The organism is Paenibacillus harenae (genome assembly GCF_030812415.1).
GTDB lineage: Bacteria > Bacillota > Bacilli > Paenibacillales > Paenibacillaceae > Pristimantibacillus > Pristimantibacillus harenae_A.
In genome coordinates, this window is record NZ_JAUSST010000001.1 from 997,939 (window position 1) to 1,018,397 (window position 20,459).

The 20,459-nt window shown below is 53.8% G+C and carries 18 protein-coding genes; 8 read left to right on the top strand and 10 right to left on the bottom strand.

Translation table 11 applies throughout. The features are described from left to right. Positions 1-22: 22 nt before the first annotated feature. From J2T14_RS04720 to J2T14_RS04740, 5 genes are read left to right on the top strand one after another with little or no spacing between them, the layout of a single operon-like run. The gene (locus J2T14_RS04720) at positions 23-850 is read left to right on the top strand and encodes an AraC family transcriptional regulator (RefSeq protein ID WP_307468283.1); all 828 of its coding nucleotides are present in this window, start codon (positions 23-25) and stop codon (positions 848-850) included. A gap of 58 nt (positions 851-908) precedes the next feature. Beyond that, positions 909-2,087, top strand: a complete 1,179-nt coding sequence (locus tag J2T14_RS04725; protein WP_307468286.1) for a M20 family metallopeptidase — start codon at positions 909-911, stop codon at positions 2,085-2,087. Next, positions 2,084-2,860 (top strand): threonine/serine exporter family protein, encoded by a 777-nt coding sequence (locus tag J2T14_RS04730; protein ID WP_307468288.1) that lies wholly within the window; start codon positions 2,084-2,086, stop codon positions 2,858-2,860. The genes J2T14_RS04725 and J2T14_RS04730 overlap by 4 nt, the downstream gene beginning before the upstream one ends. 39 nt (positions 2,861-2,899) lie before the next feature. Beyond that, positions 2,900-3,340 carry a threonine/serine exporter family protein gene (locus J2T14_RS04735; RefSeq protein WP_307468289.1) on the top strand — a complete coding sequence of 147 codons (441 nt, stop codon included), beginning with the start codon at positions 2,900-2,902 and terminating at the stop codon, positions 3,338-3,340. Between the two features lie 28 nt (positions 3,341-3,368). Further along, positions 3,369-4,340 carry a phosphotransferase gene (locus J2T14_RS04740; RefSeq protein ID WP_307468292.1) on the top strand — a complete coding sequence of 324 codons (972 nt, stop codon included), beginning with the start codon at positions 3,369-3,371 and terminating at the stop codon, positions 4,338-4,340. On the opposite strand, the gene J2T14_RS04745 is transcribed toward J2T14_RS04740, so the two are convergent. Beyond that, positions 4,335-5,189: a lipoate--protein ligase family protein gene (locus tag J2T14_RS04745; protein WP_307468295.1), complete on the bottom strand. Its 855-nt coding sequence runs from the start codon at positions 5,187-5,189 to the stop codon at positions 4,335-4,337. The two genes, J2T14_RS04740 and J2T14_RS04745, sit on opposite strands and share 6 nt — an antisense overlap. A gap of 94 nt (positions 5,190-5,283) precedes the next feature. On the opposite strand from J2T14_RS04745, the gene J2T14_RS04750 reads away from it, so the two are divergent. Beyond that, positions 5,284-6,150 carry a helix-turn-helix domain-containing protein gene (locus J2T14_RS04750; protein ID WP_307205602.1) on the top strand — a complete coding sequence of 289 codons (867 nt, stop codon included), beginning with the start codon at positions 5,284-5,286 and terminating at the stop codon, positions 6,148-6,150. A 44-nt stretch (positions 6,151-6,194) separates the two neighbouring features. On the opposite strand, the gene J2T14_RS04755 is transcribed toward J2T14_RS04750, so the two are convergent. The 3 genes from J2T14_RS04755 to J2T14_RS04765 all read right to left on the bottom strand — a co-directional run bounded on the left by J2T14_RS04755 (position 6,195) and on the right by J2T14_RS04765 (position 9,783). Next, on the bottom strand, positions 6,195-6,917 hold the full coding sequence (locus tag J2T14_RS04755) for a response regulator transcription factor (RefSeq protein WP_307205838.1): 723 nt from the start codon (positions 6,915-6,917) through the stop codon (positions 6,195-6,197). Between the two features lie 126 nt (positions 6,918-7,043). Beyond that, a complete protein-coding gene (gene pnpS, locus J2T14_RS04760) occupies positions 7,044-8,819 on the bottom strand; it encodes a two-component system histidine kinase PnpS (protein WP_307468298.1) in 1,776 nt (591 codons plus the stop codon). A gap of 31 nt (positions 8,820-8,850) precedes the next feature. Next, complete coding sequence (locus J2T14_RS04765; RefSeq protein WP_307205604.1) at positions 8,851-9,783, bottom strand: bile acid:sodium symporter family protein; 933 nt, start codon at positions 9,781-9,783, stop codon at positions 8,851-8,853. A gap of 165 nt (positions 9,784-9,948) precedes the next feature. On the opposite strand from J2T14_RS04765, the gene J2T14_RS04770 reads away from it, so the two are divergent. Beyond that, positions 9,949-11,094 (top strand): YfbR-like 5'-deoxynucleotidase, encoded by a 1,146-nt coding sequence (locus J2T14_RS04770; protein WP_307468301.1) that lies wholly within the window; start codon positions 9,949-9,951, stop codon positions 11,092-11,094. A 37-nt stretch (positions 11,095-11,131) separates the two neighbouring features. Here J2T14_RS04770 and J2T14_RS04775 read toward each other — a convergent pair whose 3' ends face one another. Beyond that, entirely contained in the window at positions 11,132-12,076 is a 945-nt protein-coding gene (locus J2T14_RS04775) for a helix-turn-helix transcriptional regulator (RefSeq protein WP_307468304.1), read from the bottom strand. Positions 12,077-12,311: 235 nt separating this feature from the next. Between J2T14_RS04775 and modA the strand changes: the two genes are divergently transcribed. Beyond that, entirely contained in the window at positions 12,312-13,097 is a 786-nt protein-coding gene (gene modA, locus J2T14_RS04780; RefSeq protein WP_307468306.1) for a molybdate ABC transporter substrate-binding protein, read from the top strand. Between the two features lie 406 nt (positions 13,098-13,503). On the opposite strand, the gene J2T14_RS04785 is transcribed toward modA, so the two are convergent. The 5 genes from J2T14_RS04785 to J2T14_RS04805 all read right to left on the bottom strand — a co-directional run bounded on the left by J2T14_RS04785 (position 13,504) and on the right by J2T14_RS04805 (position 20,398). Beyond that, positions 13,504-15,123: a glycoside hydrolase family 3 protein gene (locus J2T14_RS04785; RefSeq protein WP_307468309.1), complete on the bottom strand. Its 1,620-nt coding sequence runs from the start codon at positions 15,121-15,123 to the stop codon at positions 13,504-13,506. Positions 15,124-15,140: 17 nt separating this feature from the next. Then, positions 15,141-16,778: a response regulator transcription factor gene (locus J2T14_RS04790; RefSeq protein WP_307468312.1), complete on the bottom strand. Its 1,638-nt coding sequence runs from the start codon at positions 16,776-16,778 to the stop codon at positions 15,141-15,143. Beyond that, positions 16,775-18,586, bottom strand: a complete 1,812-nt coding sequence (locus J2T14_RS04795; RefSeq protein ID WP_307468315.1) for a sensor histidine kinase — start codon at positions 18,584-18,586, stop codon at positions 16,775-16,777. The genes J2T14_RS04790 and J2T14_RS04795 overlap by 4 nt, the downstream gene beginning before the upstream one ends. Before the next feature lie 82 nt (positions 18,587-18,668). Further along, a complete protein-coding gene (locus tag J2T14_RS04800) occupies positions 18,669-19,517 on the bottom strand; it encodes a carbohydrate ABC transporter permease (protein WP_307205611.1) in 849 nt (282 codons plus the stop codon). Next, complete coding sequence (locus J2T14_RS04805; RefSeq protein WP_307468318.1) at positions 19,517-20,398, bottom strand: carbohydrate ABC transporter permease; 882 nt, start codon at positions 20,396-20,398, stop codon at positions 19,517-19,519. Before J2T14_RS04805 ends, J2T14_RS04800 begins: the two co-directional genes overlap by 1 nt. Positions 20,399-20,459: the final 61 nt, after the last annotated feature.

The window sequence follows — 20,459 nt, forward strand, 5'->3', positions numbered from 1 at the left end:
GAAACAGGAGGACTGCAATAAGATGGACACCATGGTCTTCCCGACCCTGACGGATGCCGACACGACCCTCCCTCTATACCTAACGAGCATCGGTCATTGGAATAACCAGGAAGCGATCGACCGCCCAGGCGGCTACCCCCATTTTCAGTGGCTGCAGGTGATGAATGGCTCGGGCATCCTTCACTTCGGCGAGCATAAGATGAACGTTCAATCAGGCCAAGGCTTCTGCCTCCTGCCAGGCGACCCTCACTCTTACTATGCGACGGAAGAGCCTTGGGAAATATTCTGGCTTAGCTTTCGCGGGGATCTATCGGAGACGATGCTTCGGCAAGCGGGCATTACGCAATCGGGCGTCTATTCGACAGCGGATCATGATATGATTGTGACGCATATGAAGAACATTTATGCGATGACGCAGTCGGGCCGTTCGTTCATTGGACTCGAATGCTCCAAGCTCGTCTACATGTTTTTGCTTGATTTGATGAAAGTTATTCTCGTAAGCTCGCAATCGGCGGAGCATCATATATTGAAGCTGAAGCCGGTGTTGAAGTATATTGAAGACAACTACGATAAGCTCATTACGATCAAAGACTTAGCCTCGTGCATAGACATTACGCCGCAATATTTATGTCTGTTGTTCAAAAAAGCGATGAAAATGCGGCCGCTTGAGTACGTAAATCGCGAGCGCATCAATCGCAGCAAGGAGCTTATGTTCCACGAAAGCGATATTAAGATGAACGAAATCGCGAGGCGGGTCGGCTTCGACTCCCCCAGCTATTTCAGCTCGGTATTCAAGCGTCTCGAGGGTCTAAGTCCCGAACAGTTCAAAAAAATTCACGGCATGCGGTAGCTCGCCGCCTTACCCTAACATGCTTACAATAATTAAGAGGAGGAGGCTCATCCCAACTATGACGAATAAACAGACCGTATTCAGCACCATCGACGAGCATGCCGAAACGTTCCGCGCCATCTCCCGCTCGATCGGGAACAGGCCGGAGCTCGGGCACGAGGAGTTTTACGCAGCGGGGTTATTGACAGCCGAGCTTGAGCGCTTCGGCTTCGAGGTTACGCGCGGCATTCTGAACATGGAGACGTCGTTCATCGCCGTTTACGATTCCGGCAAGCCCGGACCTACTGCCGGCTTTCTATGCGAATATGACGCATTGCCGGAGATCGGCCACGCGTGCGGCCATCATCTCATCTGCTCGATGAGCATCGCTGCGGCCGTCGGCCTCAAGGCGGCGATCGGTCAATTAGGCGGCCGAATCCGTATCTACGGAACGCCTGCCGAAGAAACGAAAGGCGCGAAAGTGCCGATGGCGGCAGCCGGTCTATTCGACGACTGCGACTTCGCCCTGATGGCACACCCGTATCACACCTTCGAGCGCTCCGGCGAATCGCTTGCGCTTGACGCGATTCAATTCGAATATACGGGCGTTGCCGCTCACGCCGCGGCAAGCCCGTACGAGGGCGTGAACGCGCTCGACGCGGTGCTTATGCTGTTCAATAGCATTAACGCGATGCGCCAGCAATGCCGCAAAGACGCGCGAATTCACGGCATTATCGATAACGGCGGCAAAGCGCCGAACATCATTCCCGATTACGCGTCGGCCAAGTTCTACGTGCGCTCCGCTTCCCGGGCCTACACGAACGAGCTGACCCAGAAGGTACTTCGCTGCGCCGAAGGAGCGGCGCTGCAAACCGGCTGCACGCTAACGACTAACAATTACGAGTTCTCCTATGACGAGCTGCTTACGAATGAGGTTTTGTCGAATCAATTCAATAAAAATCTCATTGAAGCCGGCATCCGTTCCGATGAGATTGAGTTCGGCAAAGATAACGGCTCGCTCGATCTCGGCAACGTATCGGTACGCTGCCCAGCCATTCACCCTTACGTCAAGGTGGTCGAGGATCGATTGCTGCTGCATACCGAAGCGTTCCGCGACGCGACTATGACCGAGCCCGCGTTCGACCGCATGCTGTTCGGGGCGAAGATGCTCGCGGCGACCGCCTATGACGTCTGCACCGATCCCGCCCTGCTCGCCGGCATACGCGAAGAGTTCGAACGGCAGACGAAGCAGCTATGACGGCGATCGGCCATCACGATAATATCGGCCGCTGCGATATTTCGCAGCTTTGTCTGCTCGCTGGCAAGATCATCCTCCAGAACGGCGGCGAAACGTATCGCGTGGAGGATACGATGGTACGGATCGCTGCAGCCTGCGGAATCTCGCAATCGCAAAGCTTCGTCACGCCCACGGGGATTATATTCGCCATCGAAGGAACTGCCCATACAACGCGGCTTATGCGTATCTCGCAGCGGTCGACCAATCTGCTCAAAGTGACGCTAGTCAATGACATTTCCCGGCAGATGAGCCGCGGAGAGGTTACGCCCGAGGAAGCCTACAGCCTGCTTCAACGGATCGATTCGGGCGCCAGCGGGTACAGTTACCCGAACTGGCTGAAGGTCGTCACTGCCGCCATTGCCAGCGGCTGCTTCCTTATTATGTTCCAAGGCGCATGGTCCGACTTCTGGCCTGTCGTCGCAAGCGGCGGCATCGGCTATTTGTTTTTCGTTACGCTCCATCGGGTCGTTCCGATTACGTTTTTCGCCGAATTACTGACCGCTGTATTGATCGGGCTGCTGTCCGTTCTATCCGTACATATCGGCTTCGGTACCGATCTCGACAAAATCATTATCAGCTCCGTCATGCCGCTCGTCCCCGGTCTTCACCTGACGAATGCGGTTCGCGATCTGATGGCCGGACATCTCGTATCCGGTCTCTCGAAGGGGGCCGAAGCTTTTCTGACCGCTTTCGCGATCGGCGCAGGGATAGCGGCGGTATTATCCTTTTATTAAGGGATGGTATACGAAAAGAAAGAGGAGTTGGAAAAATCGATGGACATGCCTGCACAGCTCGTGACGAGCTTCATCGCTTCGGCTGCATTCGGCCTCATATTCAACGTACCGAGAACCGCGCTTCCGCAATGCGGAGCGGTCGGCATGCTGGGCTGGCTCGTCTACATGATGGCTACCGAGCTTGGCATGGATGAAATACCGGCAACGCTTATCGCCGCCTTCCTCGTCTCCGTCGTCAGCCAGCTGTTCTCCAAGCTGTATAAGATGCCGATGATCGTGTTCAGCGTGTCCGGCATCATACCTTTAGTGCCCGGCGGCATAGCCTACGACGCGATGCGGAATGTCGTGGAGAATCAATATGATGCCGCCGTTCAGCTAAGCGCCAAAGCGTTCATGATCTCAGGCGCGATCGCGATCGGTCTCGTATTCTCGGAGGTTATCGGTCAAATGATAAAAAAATCGGAACGTCGTCGGCAGTAATCTGCGTATGAGGGGAGGCCAACTGGAGTTGGATACGTCATGGATCGACTCTCGCGGAAACGTGATGGAGTCGCGAATCATAAGAAGAGAGCCGTTATACAAGGGGATGAACGGCAAAACGGTTGAACGCGTCTATGTAACGCAGACGGAAAGCTACATCCTCAAGCCGCTCACGAATGACAGCCAGTCCGGCGCGGAGGCTTGGGTGTACGAGCATCTGTTGCCTCGTTTGTCGCCCGTCTATCCTAAGCTTCTGGCGAAGTCGCCCGCAGGCGGCGACCTCGAGCAGAGCTGGACGCTCTTCGAGGATCTCGGTCCGCTCCAGCACTCGTTCGATCTTCATACGGCGATGGCACTAATGCCGCATATCGTTCACTGGCAGGCGTTATCGATCGATATCCCCGCGTTCGCTCGCTTGAATGGCCCTAAACCGAATGCAGATCGCGTTGCAGCAGAGCTTTTAGAGAATCGCACCCAACTAATCAACCTGGCGAGAGACCTTAATCTCCCGCAACACAGCATCAGCCCCGTACTCGATACGCTTGAGCGGGAGGGACGTTTGCTGCTGCTCGATCAACCACTCGTGTTGTCCCACGGCGACCTTCATCTTGGGAACTATGCACTCGTTAACGGAGTCATTAAAGTTCTGGACTGGGAGCATGCGCATCTGAACATCCCTTATTGGGACTTGTATCATGTCATCGACATGTCTCACCCGACGTTTCCGAAAGCGATGACACCCGCAAACAGAGAGAAGCTTCTGGACGGATATGTTGCCGCGGCAGCGCAACGCAACGGGCAACAACAACTTCGACATACGACTGACCCCGCCCTATTCAAGCGAAGCTATTATTTATTCGCGGCCGTCTACTCCCTCTGGATGCTCCGTCTAATCGCGCAAGATATCGAAGCCGACGCCGGCATATGGCCGCTGCAGCAATTGCAGCGGCAGTTGAATGAGACAAGCGCCAGCCTGATGCAATGCGTCCGGCGATTATGAGCTGCTACTGCTGGCATACCTGGCTCGCAGCGCCGCAACGGCCCGTACCAGCTCTTCGGCTGTAGGCATCGCGAGCCGCTCGGCAGCATAGGCGAGTCCCGCCTCCGTCTGCCCCTCGTTTACGATTCTTCGCAGCTCCTGCGCGAACGCTTGGCCGGCCTGCGGCCCTAGTCCCGCAAGCTCCTCCAGGCTGGCCGTGCTCCCGGGCTCGACTAGCGGGTATTCGCTGGCATCGGCAACACCCGCAGCCCGCTCGTAGAAGGAGCGCACGAGCTTTGCCCGCTCCGCCCCCGACCCTTCCGCAACGACGAACGCCTGCACGATGAACGCATGCGTCTGCCTGCGCTGCGCAATGCCGCAGAACTTCAGGCCGCCGATGCTCAGATCGTAATCGCCCGGACAATACGCGCCCTGAATTTCGCCTCTATCCACCTGTCTGCCCGTCATCCGCAGAGCCTCCTGCACGAAGCGATACATGAGTTCAAAATCATCATGGTAGCGCATATGGCTAACGCTCGGTTTCGGCATGATTAGCGATACGTTGACGACGCCCGGGTCGAGCGGCACGGCCGCTCCTCCCGAATGGCGGACGGCCGTGCGCCAGCCGGCAGCTTCGAGCCAACGCCTTGCCACGTCCGCTTGCGGAAGCCTGCTGTCGCGCATCCCCAGTATGAAGGCTGCCGGATGTCGCCAAATGTGGCATATAGCCGGACCGCCTTGTCCCGTTCTTCGGCATAACCAATCGTCAAGCGCGAAGGCATGCAGCGGATCAAGCTCCCTTATATCGTTCATCCGGTCGAGCAAGAGCACCCCGCTCATCCTCTCCCGCAGCTCCTGATGCCATTCCATGCCGCGTTTGACCTCCCTTTCCCGTATTGCCATTGATAGAATTCAGCACTAAAATAAAAGTATTGCAGGCCCAGCGCCAAGGAGGATACATCGATTGGAAGCCTTTAACGAGAAAGTCGCCTATGAGAACCCGTTGCTGTCGCTTAGAATTTTCCGCGCCATGCGCAATAAGGAGGATTTGACGAATTGGCATTATCATAAGCAGCTGGAGCTTCTTCTCATTCTCGACGGAGAGCTAGACGTCTATGTCGAGGAGGAGCATTTTCATCTCGCTTCCGGCGACGTCGTTCTCATCGGCGCGTCGGAGCTTCATCGCGACAGAAGCATCGGCAATTTGGACTATATCGTGCTTCAGTTCGATTTGGAGCAATTTTACGACCAGAGCACGATCCCATATATGCGTTATTTTTCAGAGACGCAGATGCCGCTAAGCAAAGCGAATTATATTTTCCACCAGAACGACGACATTAAGCAGCAAGCCGCCTCCTGCACGAGACAGATTCTAGAGGAGGCTACCCGCAAGGATACAGGCTATGAGCTTGCCGTAAGCATTCTCATTAAGCAGATTCTGCTGCTCCTGTTGCGCGGCGACAGCCGCAAGGTGCTTACGCTCCAAGAGGATTTCGACCGGACGAGGCTGCGCCCGGTGCTTGATTATATCGAGGCGCACCTGACCGACCGGATCCAGGTCGAAGAGGTATGCAAGATCGCCAATATGAGCTACTACTACTTCGTCAAATATTTTAAAAAAACGATTGGACTTTCGTTCACCGAATACGTGAATTATCGCAAAGTCAAATGGGCGGAGCGTATTCTGCTCACGAAGGATCTCAGTATATCCGAGGTCGGCGAGCGAATCGGCATGCCGAATATGGCTCACTTCTATAAGATGTTCAAGAAGTACAACGACTGTTCCCCGAAGCAATTCCAACGCAAAATGCTCGTATGGAATCGGCAATAGCCGGGTAGCGCCATCTTAATGGTCAACAAAAAAGCTCGTCCGCCCTATGCTTTGGGGGAGGCGAGCTTTTTGGGCATTACGAGCTTGTAGCCGACGCCGCGAATCGATTCGATCTGAACCGATTGCTGTCCGAGCTCCAGCTTCTTGCGCAGCGAGCTGACATGAACGTCAACCGTACGCTGACCGCCAATGTAATCGAAGCCCCATACGACATTCATAAGATCGTCGCGCGTAATGACCATGCCGGGACGCTGCACAAGGTACAGCAGCACTTCGAATTCCTTCGGCCGAAGCGGGATCGATTCCCCGTTCAGCACCACTTCGTACTTATCCGGATAAATGGACAGATCTCCCGCCGTAATCACTTTCTCCGACGTCTGCAGCGGCTTCACGTCGCCCTCCTGCGTACGGCGCAGGACGGCGGATACGCGGGCCAGTAACTCGGCTACGCCAAAAGGCTTCGTAATGTAGTCATCCGCGCCATGCTTCAGCCCTTGCACGACTTCTTCCTCCGCATTGCGCGCCGTCAATATAATGACCGGCGTTCTGACGCCGTTCTGGCGCAGCCTGTTCAGTATTTCGAAGCCGTTCAAGCCCGGCAGCATAATGTCTAGAATAACAAGATCGAAGCTTCTTTGCAGAGCCGTCTGCAATCCTTCTCCGCCATGATCGATGACCGTTGTCTCATAACCTTCTTGCGTAAGATTGTACGACAACAATCGCGCCAGTGTCGGTTCGTCTTCAATTACGAGCACTTTATGCGGCATGCTTACCTCCAACTTGGCGAACGGCGAGACCGTCCGCATAGTATCGATTTCTCCTATAGTTTATCATGGTTTCATAAAGAATAGGTAAATGTTTTTTGTCGCCCGCTCATCAGCGAGCCTACAGGATTAATGCAAAACAGGCAATTCTATGTCGAATGTCGTTCCGACGCCAACCGAGCTCTCCACGCTAATCGACCCTTTATGCAGCTCGACGAGATGCTTCACGATAGACAGGCCAAGCCCCGTGCCGCCTGAGCTTCGCGACCGTGCTTTGTCTACGCGGTAGAATCGCTCGAAGATGCGGGGCAGATCCTTCTTCGGTATGCCGATGCCCGAATCGCTTATCTGGAAGCGAATATATTCTTCGCCGCGAGCATGCACTTTAATCGATACGCGGCCGCCCTCGGGCGTATAATTAATGCCGTTCGCGAGCAGATTCATCATGATTTGCCGCAGCCGATCCTCGTCCGCTTCCATATACAAGCCTGGCTCGATCTGCATATGAAGCTTAATATTTTTGCGGGCCGCTTCCGATTCCAGCAGCGTTACGGTTTTCGAGACGAAGGAATCCAGCTCGATAGGCGAGAAAATAAGCGGCACGCGGCGCGACTCGATTTTGGACAATTCGAGAATGTCGCCGATCAACCGGTTCAACCGGTCGCTCTCGTCGAAAATAATTTGCAGGAACGATCTAGCCGTCTCCTCGTCCTTCACGACACCGCCGAGCAGCGTCTCCGCGAACCCCTTCACCGCCGCGATCGGCGTCTTCAGCTCATGCGATACGTTCGCCACGAACTCGCTTCTCATCCGCTCCAGCCTGCGAATCGCCGATACGTCCTGCAGCACGAGCAGCACGCCCGTGAACACGTCGACTTCCCGGTGAATGGGGACGACGTTCAGCTCAAGCAGCCGCTCCTCGGGGAAATAAAACGTGATCTCCTCGCGAAGATGCTCCCTCGTATCAAGTCCCTCTTGAATCATTTGCGCCAGCTCGTATTGCTGCTTCGCCTCCGCGAAGTGTCGGCCGACGATCTCGCGCGCGGAGAAGCCAAGCACCTCTTCCGCCCGGCGGTTCATGAGGAGAATACGCCCTGTTTGGTCGATCATGACTATCCCGTTAATCATGTTGTTCAGTACGCTTTCCAGCTGTCCCTCGTTCTCGCGGATGCGCGTCATTTGCTCGTTCAGACTGTCCGCCATCGCGTTAATGGCATGACCGAGCTCGCCAATCTCGTCCTGCTTCGTTACTTTTACTCGAGCGCCGTAGTCCATATTTTTGATCCGCTTCGCTACCTTCGTAATTTGCTCCAACGGCTTCGTCAAGCTAAGCGCTATTCGATAGCTGATCAGCGCTACGATAAGGAACAGCACGAGCAAACCCATGATAAGCACTGTAATCAGCCTGTTAATGCTGTTTTCCACCTCTTGCAAACTCATGGCCAGCCGTAAAATATACGGCTTCTCGTCCGGAATAATCGACGCGGGGATCGCGACGTAAATCATATTTTGACCGATCGTCTCGCTCTCCCGGATCGACCTCCCCGTACCCGACTCCAACGCCTCTTTTACCTCGGCCCGGTCCAAATGGTTGTCCATCTGCTCAGGCTCGGTATCCGAATCGCCAAGAACGATGCCGTCGCTCCGAATGAACGTAACCCTTGCGCTCGTGTAGCCCTTCATTTCCTTCGCTTCCCTGTTGTAGAAAGCATACAGCTCCTCCGGATTGCCGGACTTCCAATCCATCTTAGCCGAAATAATCCGCATCTCGCGAATCATATTGTCCTCTAGCGCTTCAATATGGTTGTCTTTGAACGTCTTCGCCATAAAAACGCCTGCCGCGCTGACGGATATGGCGACCATAACGATCATAATTAGCGTAAGCCGATTGCGAAAGCTGTTCATCCGTTTCTCTCCTTCATCTTCCCGCTTGCACCTATCGTACCTGCGATGGCTTGGGTTTGCCAGCCGTCTTATTGTTAAGTTTTTGTAAAATATAATGGTGAACAGTCGCCAGAGGCTGCTGAATCAAAATCGACAGCACGACCGGTACGGCCGTTAATGGACTGAAATAGCCTAGCGCGAGGACGATGCCAAGCGAAATGTTGCGCATCCCTGTCGCATACGATACCGTTATTTGCTGTTCGCGGTTATGAGGCTTCGCCGTTCCGATGAAGCCTAGCGCATAACAAGCGCCGACCAGCAGCACGACAAGCGGGACGAGCGTCGCCATATCCTCCCCCAGCTTATCCAGATGGGGCGCTATTGCCGAAGCATTGAGCGCAACGACGCCGACGAAGCAAAGCTTGGACAGCGGCGCGGCGTACGGCTGAACGATGCCTTGAATACGGCCTTTGCTTATTTGGTTGAGCGCGACGCCGATGACGGTCGGCAGCACGATCAAGATGCACAGATCGGCAATAAGCGGCCCGGCTTCGATTTCCACCGCCGTATCGAAGAAGAGATGAATGCCTGCCGGAACGACAAGCGGACTAAGCGCCGAATCGAGCACGACCATCGCCAGCATAAGCGGCACGCTGCCCCCCGATAGACCTACCCACAGCACCGTTGAGACGCCCAGCGGTATAATCGTAAACAATACGAGTCCGATTACATAAGGCGAATCCGCCCCGTACAGGAGCACCCCCGCCCCGTACGCCAACAAAGGCGATACGACGTGGGCGATAACGAACGTAAGCGCCATAATACCGGGCCGCTTCGCGACTTCGCGTAGCTGGGACAGCCCGCAGCCAATGGCCATTGTCAACGTCACGTAAGCGAACATATAAGGCACGGCCTTGATGTACGGCTGCAGGCCGGATGAGAAAATAAAGCCGAGAACGAGCGATCCCGGAATGATGACGAACATCCATTTTTCGAAAATCCGATTGAAAGCAAGTCCAAAATCTCGCGTAAGACATCCCTCTCTAACATGAAACTATTCGATTCCGTTCATAAGCATTATAATAGCATAATCGGGCAATCGCCATGACCAATCGAAGCGCCGAAGAAGCGCGGCAAAGGAAGGGAAACGATGAAAAACGGCAAATTCACCAGCACGATCATCCGTATGCAATATGTGCCCCGCTGGAGCGAATACGCTCCCAGGTTCGAGGACAATGCGGCGAGCCATAGCTTCCGTTGCGCTGCGCTATCCATCTTTATAGCCGCTATCGAGGAGCATGTAGACGGCAACCCTATCGATAAGCTGAAGCTTCTCGGACGCTGTCTATGGGGCGATTTGAAAAACACGGGCACAGGCTCCATCAAATACGTAACGAAAAAAGAAACGCTCGTCATGAACCATATTCGCCGCTTCGAACAGGAGCTTAGCAGGGAGATCGTCTCCTACCTGTCGAAATCGCTTCAGCCTGCCGCGGCCGACTTTATCGTCGACGCGCAGGACGATACGCATGTCGGCCGGCTGGTCGAGGCCATCGATACGTTCGATGCGATGCTCTTCTGCCACCGCGAAGCCAAATACGGTTCGAACCCTTTTTTCCTCGGAAAGTACGAGGAACTGCGTCAGCTATTGTCGGGCTCCAACCTGCAATCGATTGAATGGCTGCTCCGTGAATACGATAAGGGCGAGGGGGTTGCGGCATTCCTCGGCTATATCGTCGATCTCGATACGGTAAAGCGTTGGAACGGCAGCTATAATCTCGTGCCGGACAACGATGCGACGCATTCCTTCCGGGTCGCATCACTCGCTTTGTTCAACGGCCTGCTCGAGCGCGAACGCTTCGGCCATGCCGACTTCGACCTGTACGAGCTGGTCGCGAAGGCCGTGCTGCATGATCTGCCCGAGGTGCTGTCCGGCGATGTCGTCACGAACTTCAAGCATAACAACGAAGAGATCAAACTCGCCTTCGCGCAATACGAGAAGGAGACGGCTGCGACCATCGTTAACTTGCTGCCCGCCGTCTTTCATCGCAAGATGACGCGATACATCGTAGACAGCAAATCGGACGATTATGCAGGCGAAATGGTCGATATCGCCGACAAGCTCGACGCATTGATCAAGGCTGGGCTGGAGATGCGCAACAACCCGCACTATGCGGAGACGTACTATCAGCAGCTTGTCAAAATTCAACATCGCTACGAGAATCCGTGCGTGATCTTTTTCCTTGCTTACATCTTGCATGACTTGACGTATTCGAATTTAATCGGGCAGCAATGAGCAAGGGGCTGAATCGCAGAGCGCGTTCAGCCCCTTGCTATGAATGTTGATCTAATAGCACCTTACCCGTAAGCGACAGATCGTAGCCTTGAATCGACCGCAGCTCCTCCTGGAAGGACGGCGAAGCGACAATCGATTGGACGAGCTCGATCCACGCCATGTTCTCTGCCGACTTCAGCATCACAAGATCGCAGCGCTCCTTCGTAAGCGGTATAAAGTCTGCCCCGACGATGAATGCCGCCTTCTCGATCCCGACACCCGCATCGGCCTCACCCGTCATCACTTTCCCCGCCACGCCCAGATGATTCGACTCCTCATCCAGATAACCTCTTACGTTTCCCGGCGAGATTCCATGAAGCCGGAGCTGTTCGTCAAGCAGCACTCTTGCTCCCGAGCCCTTCTCCCGATTCACGATCCGAACATCGCTTCGCGACAAGTCTGCCCAGCTTGCGATATGCTTCGGGTTCCCTTTTTTCACATAAAGGCCGGCTGTACGCGTAAGCAAGTTAATCACAATATAAGGAAAGCCCACGAGCAACTTCCGTATGTAGGGCAAATTGTACTCCCCCGTATCCCCGTCCAGCAAGTGGGCGCTCACGATATCGGCCCGCCCCTGATACATGGCGATCAAGCTGTCCATGCTGCCAACATGCGAACGGAGCGGCCGAAAATCCTTCGTCCTTTTCTCGATGTGCTTCGATAATATATCCAAGCTCACATCCTGTCCCGTAATGACCAGGCTGCTCGCATCCGTGGCGGATGCTAGCGATTGACCGCCGCTTGGCGCAACGTTCGTTAATCGGTTATTGCTCCCCTTCGCCCGAAGCTTATATCGCTCAAGGTCGTCGGCATCGACGCGCATCTGCCTGCCGACCCGGTAAGCGGGAAGCTCGCCCTTCTTAATCAGGTCATACACCGTGAGCTTCGATACGCGAAGCAGTTTGGCGATTTCTTCCGTTGTATAGGACGTGACGTCCGGCATACCTTCACCTGCTCCCGCAAGCGTAAACGACATCCGCTCCATTAAGGCGGCTTTGATCCGTTTCGCGATGATTACTATTGCAAATTATATCTTAATCAATGGCTTCTGGCATCATTTAACGCTTTTCCCTATCTATTTATAACTAGTTATATCTATTTAGATTTAAACATATTCAACCATGTGTTAATATATCTAACAAAGAGACAGAGATGCATTATGGAGAGGAAGACCTGCGATGAGAAAATGGCCCGTGCTTTCAATGCTCGCAATCGTTATCGCAATCGTTGCCGGATGCTCGAACGATGCGCCTCCCAAGGCCGATAAAGTCGAGCTGCTCATCTCGGCAGCAACCAGCTTGACGGACAGCTTGAATGAGCTTAAGACCGTTTATGAGCGAAAACATAGCAACGTTACGCTTACGTTTAATTACGGGGCATCTGGCACCTTGCAGCAGCAGATCGAGCAAGGTGCTCCGGCCGACTTATTCCTGTCCGCGGGAACGAAGCAAATGACCGCTTTAGTCGATAAAAAACTGGTCGACGTCGACCAACAGAACAATATGCTCGCCAATGAGCTTGTGGCCGTTGTTCCGGCGGACCTGGACAACACGATCCATAAGATCGAGGACTTGTCGCAGGTCTCGGTTGGCAAAATAGCGGTAGGCCAGACGGCAACCGTGCCGGTTGGCGGCTACACGAAAGAAACGCTCGACTATTACAAGCTTTGGGACGACGTTCAGCCCAAGCTCGTCTTCGCCAAGGACGTTCGGCAAGTACTGACCTATGTCGAAACGGGCAATACCGACATCGGCTTCGTCTATGCAACGGACGCTCTGACGTCCGACAAAGTGAAGGTAGCCTTCAAAGTAGACCCAGCAAGCCATAAACCTATCGTATACCCGGTTGGAATCGTCAAGGCGACGAAACATCAGAAAGAAGCCTCATCGCTATATGACTATTTGCAGAGTGATGAGGCAATGAAAGTATTCTCCAAGTATGGCTTCAGCCTACCTTCACTGTAGCAACAGAATATCACAGTAAAACAACTACTAGCAGAAGATGATGATTCACCGTCCCTTTCCAACCTCTTGATCCAGCTTTTACCTTTACGTTAGCGAGTAAATGTAACATCGAACAAACCAAGTAACTGGAAAACCTCCTGTATTTGTCCTGTAACTAAGCATCCTCGCGCAATAACTGGAATTTTCCCCGCTAATCTCCCTCGGTTTGGCGTTCCAGCCTGTTTTCCCAGAAAATAACTGGAGCAATTCCCGTTATTCGTGCAAATTGTCTTTTGTCCATTAGATTAACGGGACATAATCCCGTTATTTTTCAAAGCTAGCCTGTATGCTCGAAGTAACGTCTTTCTTAAACGAACAAACGGCTGTCCGATGAAGCTCTATGCTTCGCGGGACAGCCGTTTAATATTTATTGCGCCGACGGGCTCGCGCTCCAGCCGAACGGGTAGGCGCCGGGTATATCTAGCGGCAGTTTGCCTTGCGGCGCAAGCTCGCCGAAGAGCGCTTTCGCCGCGGCTGCGAGAGCAAGCGGACGGCATTCGTAGACGGCGATATAAGTGGACACATCCGGATAGAGCAGCAGGTCGAGCGGGTTGCGAACCGATACCGCAACCGTGCGGTCGCCTGCGAGTCTCACGACCTCGCGCGCGATATCGCGCTCAGTTGGATGCTTTGAGGCGTCATAGGTGACGACGACGATTTGCTTGAACGAATCGAGCCCCGCCAGCGCATCGGCGTCGCTCAGCTTTCGTTCCACGATATTGGAATGATACTTGACAAGGAAGTCGCCAAGCGTACCTTGGCCCGACAGCATCTCGTCGGCTACAGATACCGGCACGATATCCGGCCACAGCACGAGCGTTTCCGCTGTACGGCTTAGCGGCAGCAAGCCGCCCTCGTCCTTGACAAGCGTGACCGATGCTTCGCTCCAGCGAATGGCAACCGCTTGATTGTCCTCGGTGGCAATCAGCCTTGCCGTCTCCTCCCAAGGCAGAAGCGGTTCATCCAGCGCCAGCTTCTCCTTCAGCGCCATGATGCGGCGGACCGCTTCGTCAACGCGTTCCATAGCAAGCTCGCCGCTCTCTACCGCGCTTACGACAGCTTCCAGCGCAGCCAATTGCTTCTCGTACGTATGGCTGACGAGCACCATATCCGCTCCGGCCTGCAGCGCCCGGACAGCGCCCGGTCCCGGACCGTAAAATTCGTCGATTGCGCTCATCTCGAGGCAATCGGTCACGACAATGCCGTCGTAGCCGAGCTCCTCGCGCAGCAGCCCGGTAAGCACCGGCTGCGACAGCGTCGACGGCACGCCGCTACCATCAAGCGCCGGCAAGCATACATGCGCCGTCATGATGCAATCCGTTCCGGCTTCGATCGCCGCGCGGAACGGCTTAAGTTCGATCGCATCGAGCCGCGCGCGGTCATGCGGCAATACGGGCAGCGCATGATGCGAGTCTACCGACGTATCGCCATGCCCTGGAAAATGCTTCACCGTCGCCGCAATGCGCGCGGTCTGGTAACCTTGAACCGCCGCGGCGCCAAGCCCGGCGACAACCTCCGGGCGGTCGCTGTACGAACGGACATTTATAACCGGATTATCCGGGTTATTGTTCACGTCGATGCACGGCGCATAGTTCATCGTCACGCCGAGCTTCCGCAGCTCCTCGCCGCAGACGCGCGCCGTTTCCCGCGCTCCTTCAGCCTCGCTTGCGGCACCTAGCGCCATGTTGCCCGGCATAAGCGTTACACCTTCAACGAGCCTCGCGACCATGCCGCCCTCCTGGTCGATGGCGACGAATACCGGGGGCTTGCCTGCATCGCTCGCAGTACGCTGCAGCTCGCCGCTTAGCCGATGCACCTGCTGCGCATTCACCACGTTGCGGGAGAAATAGATCGTTCCTCCCATCCCATACTCGCGAATCAACGCCTGAATCTGCTCCGACGGCTCCGTCCCGTGAAAGCCGAATACGAACAGCTGCCCGATCTTCTCCTTGAGGCTCCAATGCTTCCAATCGCTCTTGCTAGACACCGCTTCCCCATCCTCTCTTATTGCTTCAAATCCGAGCCATGCTCTTGCTCCCCATCTTGATGCTTGCTTCTATAGTCCGTCGGATTGTCGCCCGTATATTTCATGAACACTTTCGTAAAATATCGCCGTTCCGCATAGCCAACCTCCTTGGCAATCTGCGCCACGCTCTTCTGCGTATCGGCGAGCATCGCCTTCGCCCGCTCCATCCGCTGCCGCGTCACGTACTCAATGAACGTCTCGCCGAACGTCTGCTTGAACAGCAGGCTGAAGTAGGAGGTGCTTAAGCCCACATGCGTCGCCGTTTCCTCTACGCAAAGATCACGATAAAGATTGCGGTCCAAGAACGATCTCGCTTCGGCCATTGAACGCTCCGACTGTTTTTTCTTATCCATCGATTTCTCGGACACCGCAAGCGTCACTTCGCGGATGACCGACAGCAGATCCTTAATGCCGAAGCGGCGATCCAGTCTTCGCCACAGCATATCCTCCTGCTCGCGACTGAACACGCCCATCTCCTTCATCTCCCTCATCAGATGCAGGACGAAGAAATGAAGCAGCGGCTTCACCCGGCCGAGACTCGGTTCGTTCATCTGCTGCAGCAACAGGGTCACGCTCTGAAGCTCGAAGTTCACTGTGATCGTATCGCCGCGCTTGACCGCGCCGATAATTTTCTCGGCCGTATCCCAGAACGCCTGATCCGCCTTGGACGTTATCGTCCGACCGGATGGGTATACCGCGATGACATCATGAACAGGCGTGAGCTGCATCCCTTGCTGCACGAGCTTATAAGCGCTGGACAGATCGGCAACAGAGGCAAACTCGCGGTAAATCCCGGCGAACAAGTTCAGCTTCACATGGCTGCTGACGGTCGTAAGCAGCGTATTCGTCCATTCCTTGACCTGGACCGGATCGTAAGGAATGTTCTTATCGACTTCGATGAGCACGCACCATTCGCCATCGCGAATTTGAATAACCGCATGTTGAAGAGATTGCAGATGCAGCTTCTCCCTAAGCACGTTGCAGACGGCAAAATTCCATAGCTTGCGCTCCTTGTCGGACCAGTCGCGCCAATCCTTCGTTTTCTCCGAGCTTACATCGAGATCGAGCACGATAAGGACGAACTGCTGCTCCTTCAATTGCTGCTCATCGCCCGTAAGCAGCCAGTTATCAGCCGTCACATCGGTATAATCCATGATGATGTCGTACAATATTTTCTCGCTTGCCAGATCGATCATCCGGCCCAGCTTCTGCTTCTCTTCGAGCTTCTGCTTCTGCTTGTTCCGCTGGCTTGCCATAATGCGGGCGATGACGCCTGTCAGCTCATCGTAAGGAATCGGCTTCAGGATATAATCGTTGACGCCGTATTGAATGGCCGCGCGCGTATACGTAAAGTCTTGGTATCCCGACAGCATAATGATATCGCAAGGGATTTGCCTCTCGCGAACATGGCGGACCAGCTCAAGGCCGTCCATAACCGGCATGCGAATATCGCATAGCAGAAGATCGATCGGACCTTGCTCCATCAGCTCCAGCGCCTCGACGCCGTTCTTGGCGACGCCAGCTACGGTCAAACCAAGCATATCCCAGGGAATAACCTTCTCCAAGTTTCTCGTAATATGCGCTTCGTCGTCGACTAAGAGAACTTTACCGCTCATAACTGTTCACCTCTGCTCTTTGGAATGACGCAGCGGATAACGGTGCCATGCCCCTCGCCGCTGCAAATCCTCATACCGAAGTTCGGCCCGTAATGGATACGAAGCCGATCCGCTACGTTTCTAAGCCCAAGTCCTCTTCTCTCCCCAAGCTCCGCAGCATTTTTCTGCTTACTGGACGGGCTTGATCCTTGCGCCAGCATCCGCAATACGGTTTCGCTCATCCCAACGCCGTTGTCGCGAACGAATAAAACGATTTGATGAAGTTCTGCATGAACGTCGATCCTAATAACGCCTTCTCCGTCCCCATACCCTTCGAACCCGTGCTGGATGCTGTTCTCTACAAGCGGCTGGAGCGTAAGCTTCAACATCGAATAATCAAGCGCTTCTTCAGGGACGTTCAACTCATAAGCGAACAGCTCCTCGAAACGGTACTTTTGAATTTCCAAATAGCTTCGAACATGCTCGATTTCTTGCGAGATCGTAATCTCCTCGGAATGATGCATGCTCGTGCGCAGCAGGTTGCTCAGCCGCTGTACCATAAGCATAATCTTCTTGCCGTCGTTCTGCGCGGCAAGCGCATTGATCGATTCCAGCGTATTGAACAGGAAGTGCGGTTTAATCTGCGCCTGCATAAGCATCATCTCCGCATGCTGCTTCCGTTGCTGCTCCCGTCGCACCTCGCTGAGCAAGCTGCCGATCCGCTCCACCATGCTATTGAAACTCTTTGCCAGAAGAACCGTCTCGTCCTTGCCCTGCGCGGTAATGCGAATGTCGAGCAACCCCTGTTCCACAAGACGCATCTTGCGGACAACTTTAATGATCGATCTGGCTACGCGGTTCACGAAGAAAACGTTGAACAGGATCGCCGATATAACGCCAAGCACCGTGATCATGCCAATCCATTGCATGAAACGTACATTTTCGTTCGTAAGCGAATTCCAAGACTTGACCGATACGAGAATCCATCCGCCACGATCAAGCTGATAGGACGAGACAAGCGCGTCAATGCTATCGAAGCTCTCTCGAGAGCTCTCGTAATTAACCGTATTTTGCGGCGTAAGTTCCGTATACTCATTAATATTGTTGCCCTGTGCCTCGCTCTTGCTGTCCAGCATAATCAGTCCGCTCTTATTAATGATCATATAGCGCGTCTCCGCAACGTCGCTGTCGGGATTCTGGAACGTTTTGAGCATGCTCATCACTTCTTCGGTCTTGTACTGGGTGATCATGACGCCAAGATCGTTGAAGGTCTCGATATCCTTCACTACGCGTAGCTGCGTGAACAGCGGCGGGTCGACGCCCGTCAGCTCCCGCTGCTCATATGGCCCGATCCATAGCGGACGTCCGCCTTGCGCGATTACTTCGTCGTAGATCGAATGCTGCTTCAGCATGTCGAAGGTAATCGGCTTGAACGTCGTCGGATCGTTGCGGTAGGAACGGAACATCGTCCCGTCCTTCGCGTACAGCACGACGAAGCTGACCGCCGGATGCTGGAATAGAATCCGGTTCATCCTCTTCTCCGCTTGGTTGATCGCGATGAGCGTACTCGGATCGTTCGATGTATACGTACTGTATTTGAGCGTATCCTGTACCTCGGAGCTGGTTAGATTGCCGTCTGACAGTTGATCCAGCTCACGGAAAAAATATCGGATATTGCCCCCTACCGCCTTGAGCGAAATTTCCGTTTGCTCGCTGTATTTCTCCTCCAGCAACGATTCCGAATTCAGAAACGAGAAGATGCCGAGGCCGATCATCGGAATGACGATCAGTCCTATGAATGCGAGCATTAGCTTCGGTCTCAAGTTCATCTAGGCGGCCTCCTGAGCATTTGTAGCGTAAATAGCAGATGCTGTCGAAGGACGGCAAGCCTGCACTATTCAATATTCATTATTAACCTTTGACGCTGCCCGCCGTCATTCCTTCAATAATCTGGCGTTGCAGGAACACGTAGACGAGCAGCACGGGAATGATGCTTATAATGACTGCCGCCGAAAGAGAAGCAAAGTTCGTTCGATAACCATCATTGAAGGTCGCCATGCCCGTCGGCAGCGTTCGAAGCGATTCGGAAGTAATGAACAATTGGGATAAAATATATTCGTTCCAGTTGCCGATAAAGTTCAAAATAAATACGGTCACGAGCGCCGGAACAGAGATCGGAACGATGATTCGGAAAAACAGCCCCGAGGCTCCGAGTCCGTCCATAATGCCCGCCTCTTCCAGCTCGCTCGGAATCGAAAGCATAAAGGCGTATATGATGAATACGGTAATCGGCAACGCATATGTGGAGTATACCAAAATCAGCGATAAATGCGTATCGTAAAGCTTATGTCCGAACAGCTCGATGCCTTGAATCAAGCGGTAAAGCGGAATGAATAGAGCGCCGGCCGGAACGAGCAAACCGAGCAAAATGAATTGATAGACGGCTTTATTCATCTTCTCGTACTTCATGCGGGAGATGGCGAACGACGTCATCGCGGCGAACAACAGAGTCAGCAGACACGCCGTAACGGTTACGAACACGCTGTTCAGCGCATACTTGCCGATATTGGCCGTACTCCAAGCGGCAACATAGTTGTCGAAGTTAAACGAAGTCGGAAACGACCATGTGTTCTCCGTAATTTGACGATTCGTTTTGAACGAAGACATGAACAGCCACAATAACGGGAAGAGCAATGCGACGACATAGACGAAGAGGAAGCTGTGCATCCACCATTGTGAGTTTTTCATACGCGCTGTCATTAGTACTGCACCTCCTCGCTCTTCGTTAACCGTTGCAGAATGCCGGTCAGAACCAAAATAATGATGAACATCGCGACGCCGATCGCGCTGCCGTAACCAAGCTCCATCGAACGGAAGCCGACTTTAAGCATGTACGTCGCCATAACCTCGGTCGATTGGAACGGTCCGCCGTTCGTCATGATTTGGACGATGTCGAGCACCTTCATCGTTCCGGATACGGAGAGCAGAAGCATAACGAACAATACCGGCTTCACGAGCGGAAGCGTAATGCTCCACGTTTCCTGCCAGCCATTAACGCCGTCGATTTTCGAGGCTTCAACGATTTCCTTCGGAATGTTCAAAATGGCTGCAAGGCATAAGACGATGAAGAAGCCGACGTTCTGCCAGGCGTTGGCAATCAGGATTGAGAGAAGGGCAAGCTTCGGATCGGACAACCATTCGCGAGCCCAGCTTTCAGGAGCGACTAGACGAATAAACTGATTGATCAGACCGGAATCGTAATTGTAGAGAACGCCGAACAGAATCGCTACTGTAGCCGTCGATATAACAACCGGCACGAATACGGCCGATTTGTAGAAGTCACGCATCCGTCTCACTTTGCTGATAATAATGGAAATAAGGAAGACGAGCGGAATATTCACGATTAAGGAAAATACCATGAAGTAGAAGTTGTTCAGCAATGCTTTACGGAAAACCTCATCGTCCCAGAGTCTTACGAAATTGTCGAATCCAATAAATACTTTCTCGGTAATGCCGTCCCAGCGGAAGAAACCGTAGATGAATGAAACGATAACCGGATAACAGAAAAATAAAGCGTACAAGAGCAGCGTTGGAATAATGAACGCGATATAGGTGATCGGGTTTTTGAGCGCTTTGTTCATAGCTTCCCTCTCCTTAACAGTTTTGCGAATACGTTTCACTTGTAAGCGATACCTCGCCCGA

Bases quoted from the DNA above. Each gene is read 5' to 3' on its own strand.
- J2T14_RS04725 (WP_307468286.1), top strand. From the start codon at position 909: ATGACGAATAAACAGACCGTATTCAGCACCATCGACGAGCATGCCGAA.
- J2T14_RS04775 (WP_307468304.1), bottom strand. From the start codon at position 12,076: ATGCCGGACGTCACGTCCTATACAACGGAAGAAATCGCCAAACTGCTT.
- J2T14_RS04735 (WP_307468289.1), top strand. From the start codon at position 2,900: ATGGACATGCCTGCACAGCTCGTGACGAGCTTCATCGCTTCGGCTGCA.
- J2T14_RS04730 (WP_307468288.1), top strand. From the start codon at position 2,084: ATGACGGCGATCGGCCATCACGATAATATCGGCCGCTGCGATATTTCG.
- modA (WP_307468306.1), top strand. From the start codon at position 12,312: ATGAGAAAATGGCCCGTGCTTTCAATGCTCGCAATCGTTATCGCAATC.
- J2T14_RS04755 (WP_307205838.1), bottom strand. From the start codon at position 6,917: ATGCCGCATAAAGTGCTCGTAATTGAAGACGAACCGACACTGGCGCGA.
- J2T14_RS04800 (WP_307205611.1), bottom strand. From the start codon at position 19,517: ATGACAGCGCGTATGAAAAACTCACAATGGTGGATGCACAGCTTCCTC.
- J2T14_RS04790 (WP_307468312.1), bottom strand. From the start codon at position 16,778: ATGAGCGGTAAAGTTCTCTTAGTCGACGACGAAGCGCATATTACGAGA.
- J2T14_RS04765 (WP_307205604.1), bottom strand. From the start codon at position 9,783: ATGTTCGTCATCATTCCGGGATCGCTCGTTCTCGGCTTTATTTTCTCA.
- J2T14_RS04745 (WP_307468295.1), bottom strand. From the start codon at position 5,189: ATGGAATGGCATCAGGAGCTGCGGGAGAGGATGAGCGGGGTGCTCTTG.
- J2T14_RS04770 (WP_307468301.1), top strand. From the start codon at position 9,949: ATGAAAAACGGCAAATTCACCAGCACGATCATCCGTATGCAATATGTG.
- J2T14_RS04805 (WP_307468318.1), bottom strand. From the start codon at position 20,398: ATGAACAAAGCGCTCAAAAACCCGATCACCTATATCGCGTTCATTATT.
- J2T14_RS04720 (WP_307468283.1), top strand. From the start codon at position 23: ATGGACACCATGGTCTTCCCGACCCTGACGGATGCCGACACGACCCTC.
- J2T14_RS04795 (WP_307468315.1), bottom strand. From the start codon at position 18,586: ATGAACTTGAGACCGAAGCTAATGCTCGCATTCATAGGACTGATCGTC.
- pnpS (WP_307468298.1), bottom strand. From the start codon at position 8,819: ATGAACAGCTTTCGCAATCGGCTTACGCTAATTATGATCGTTATGGTC.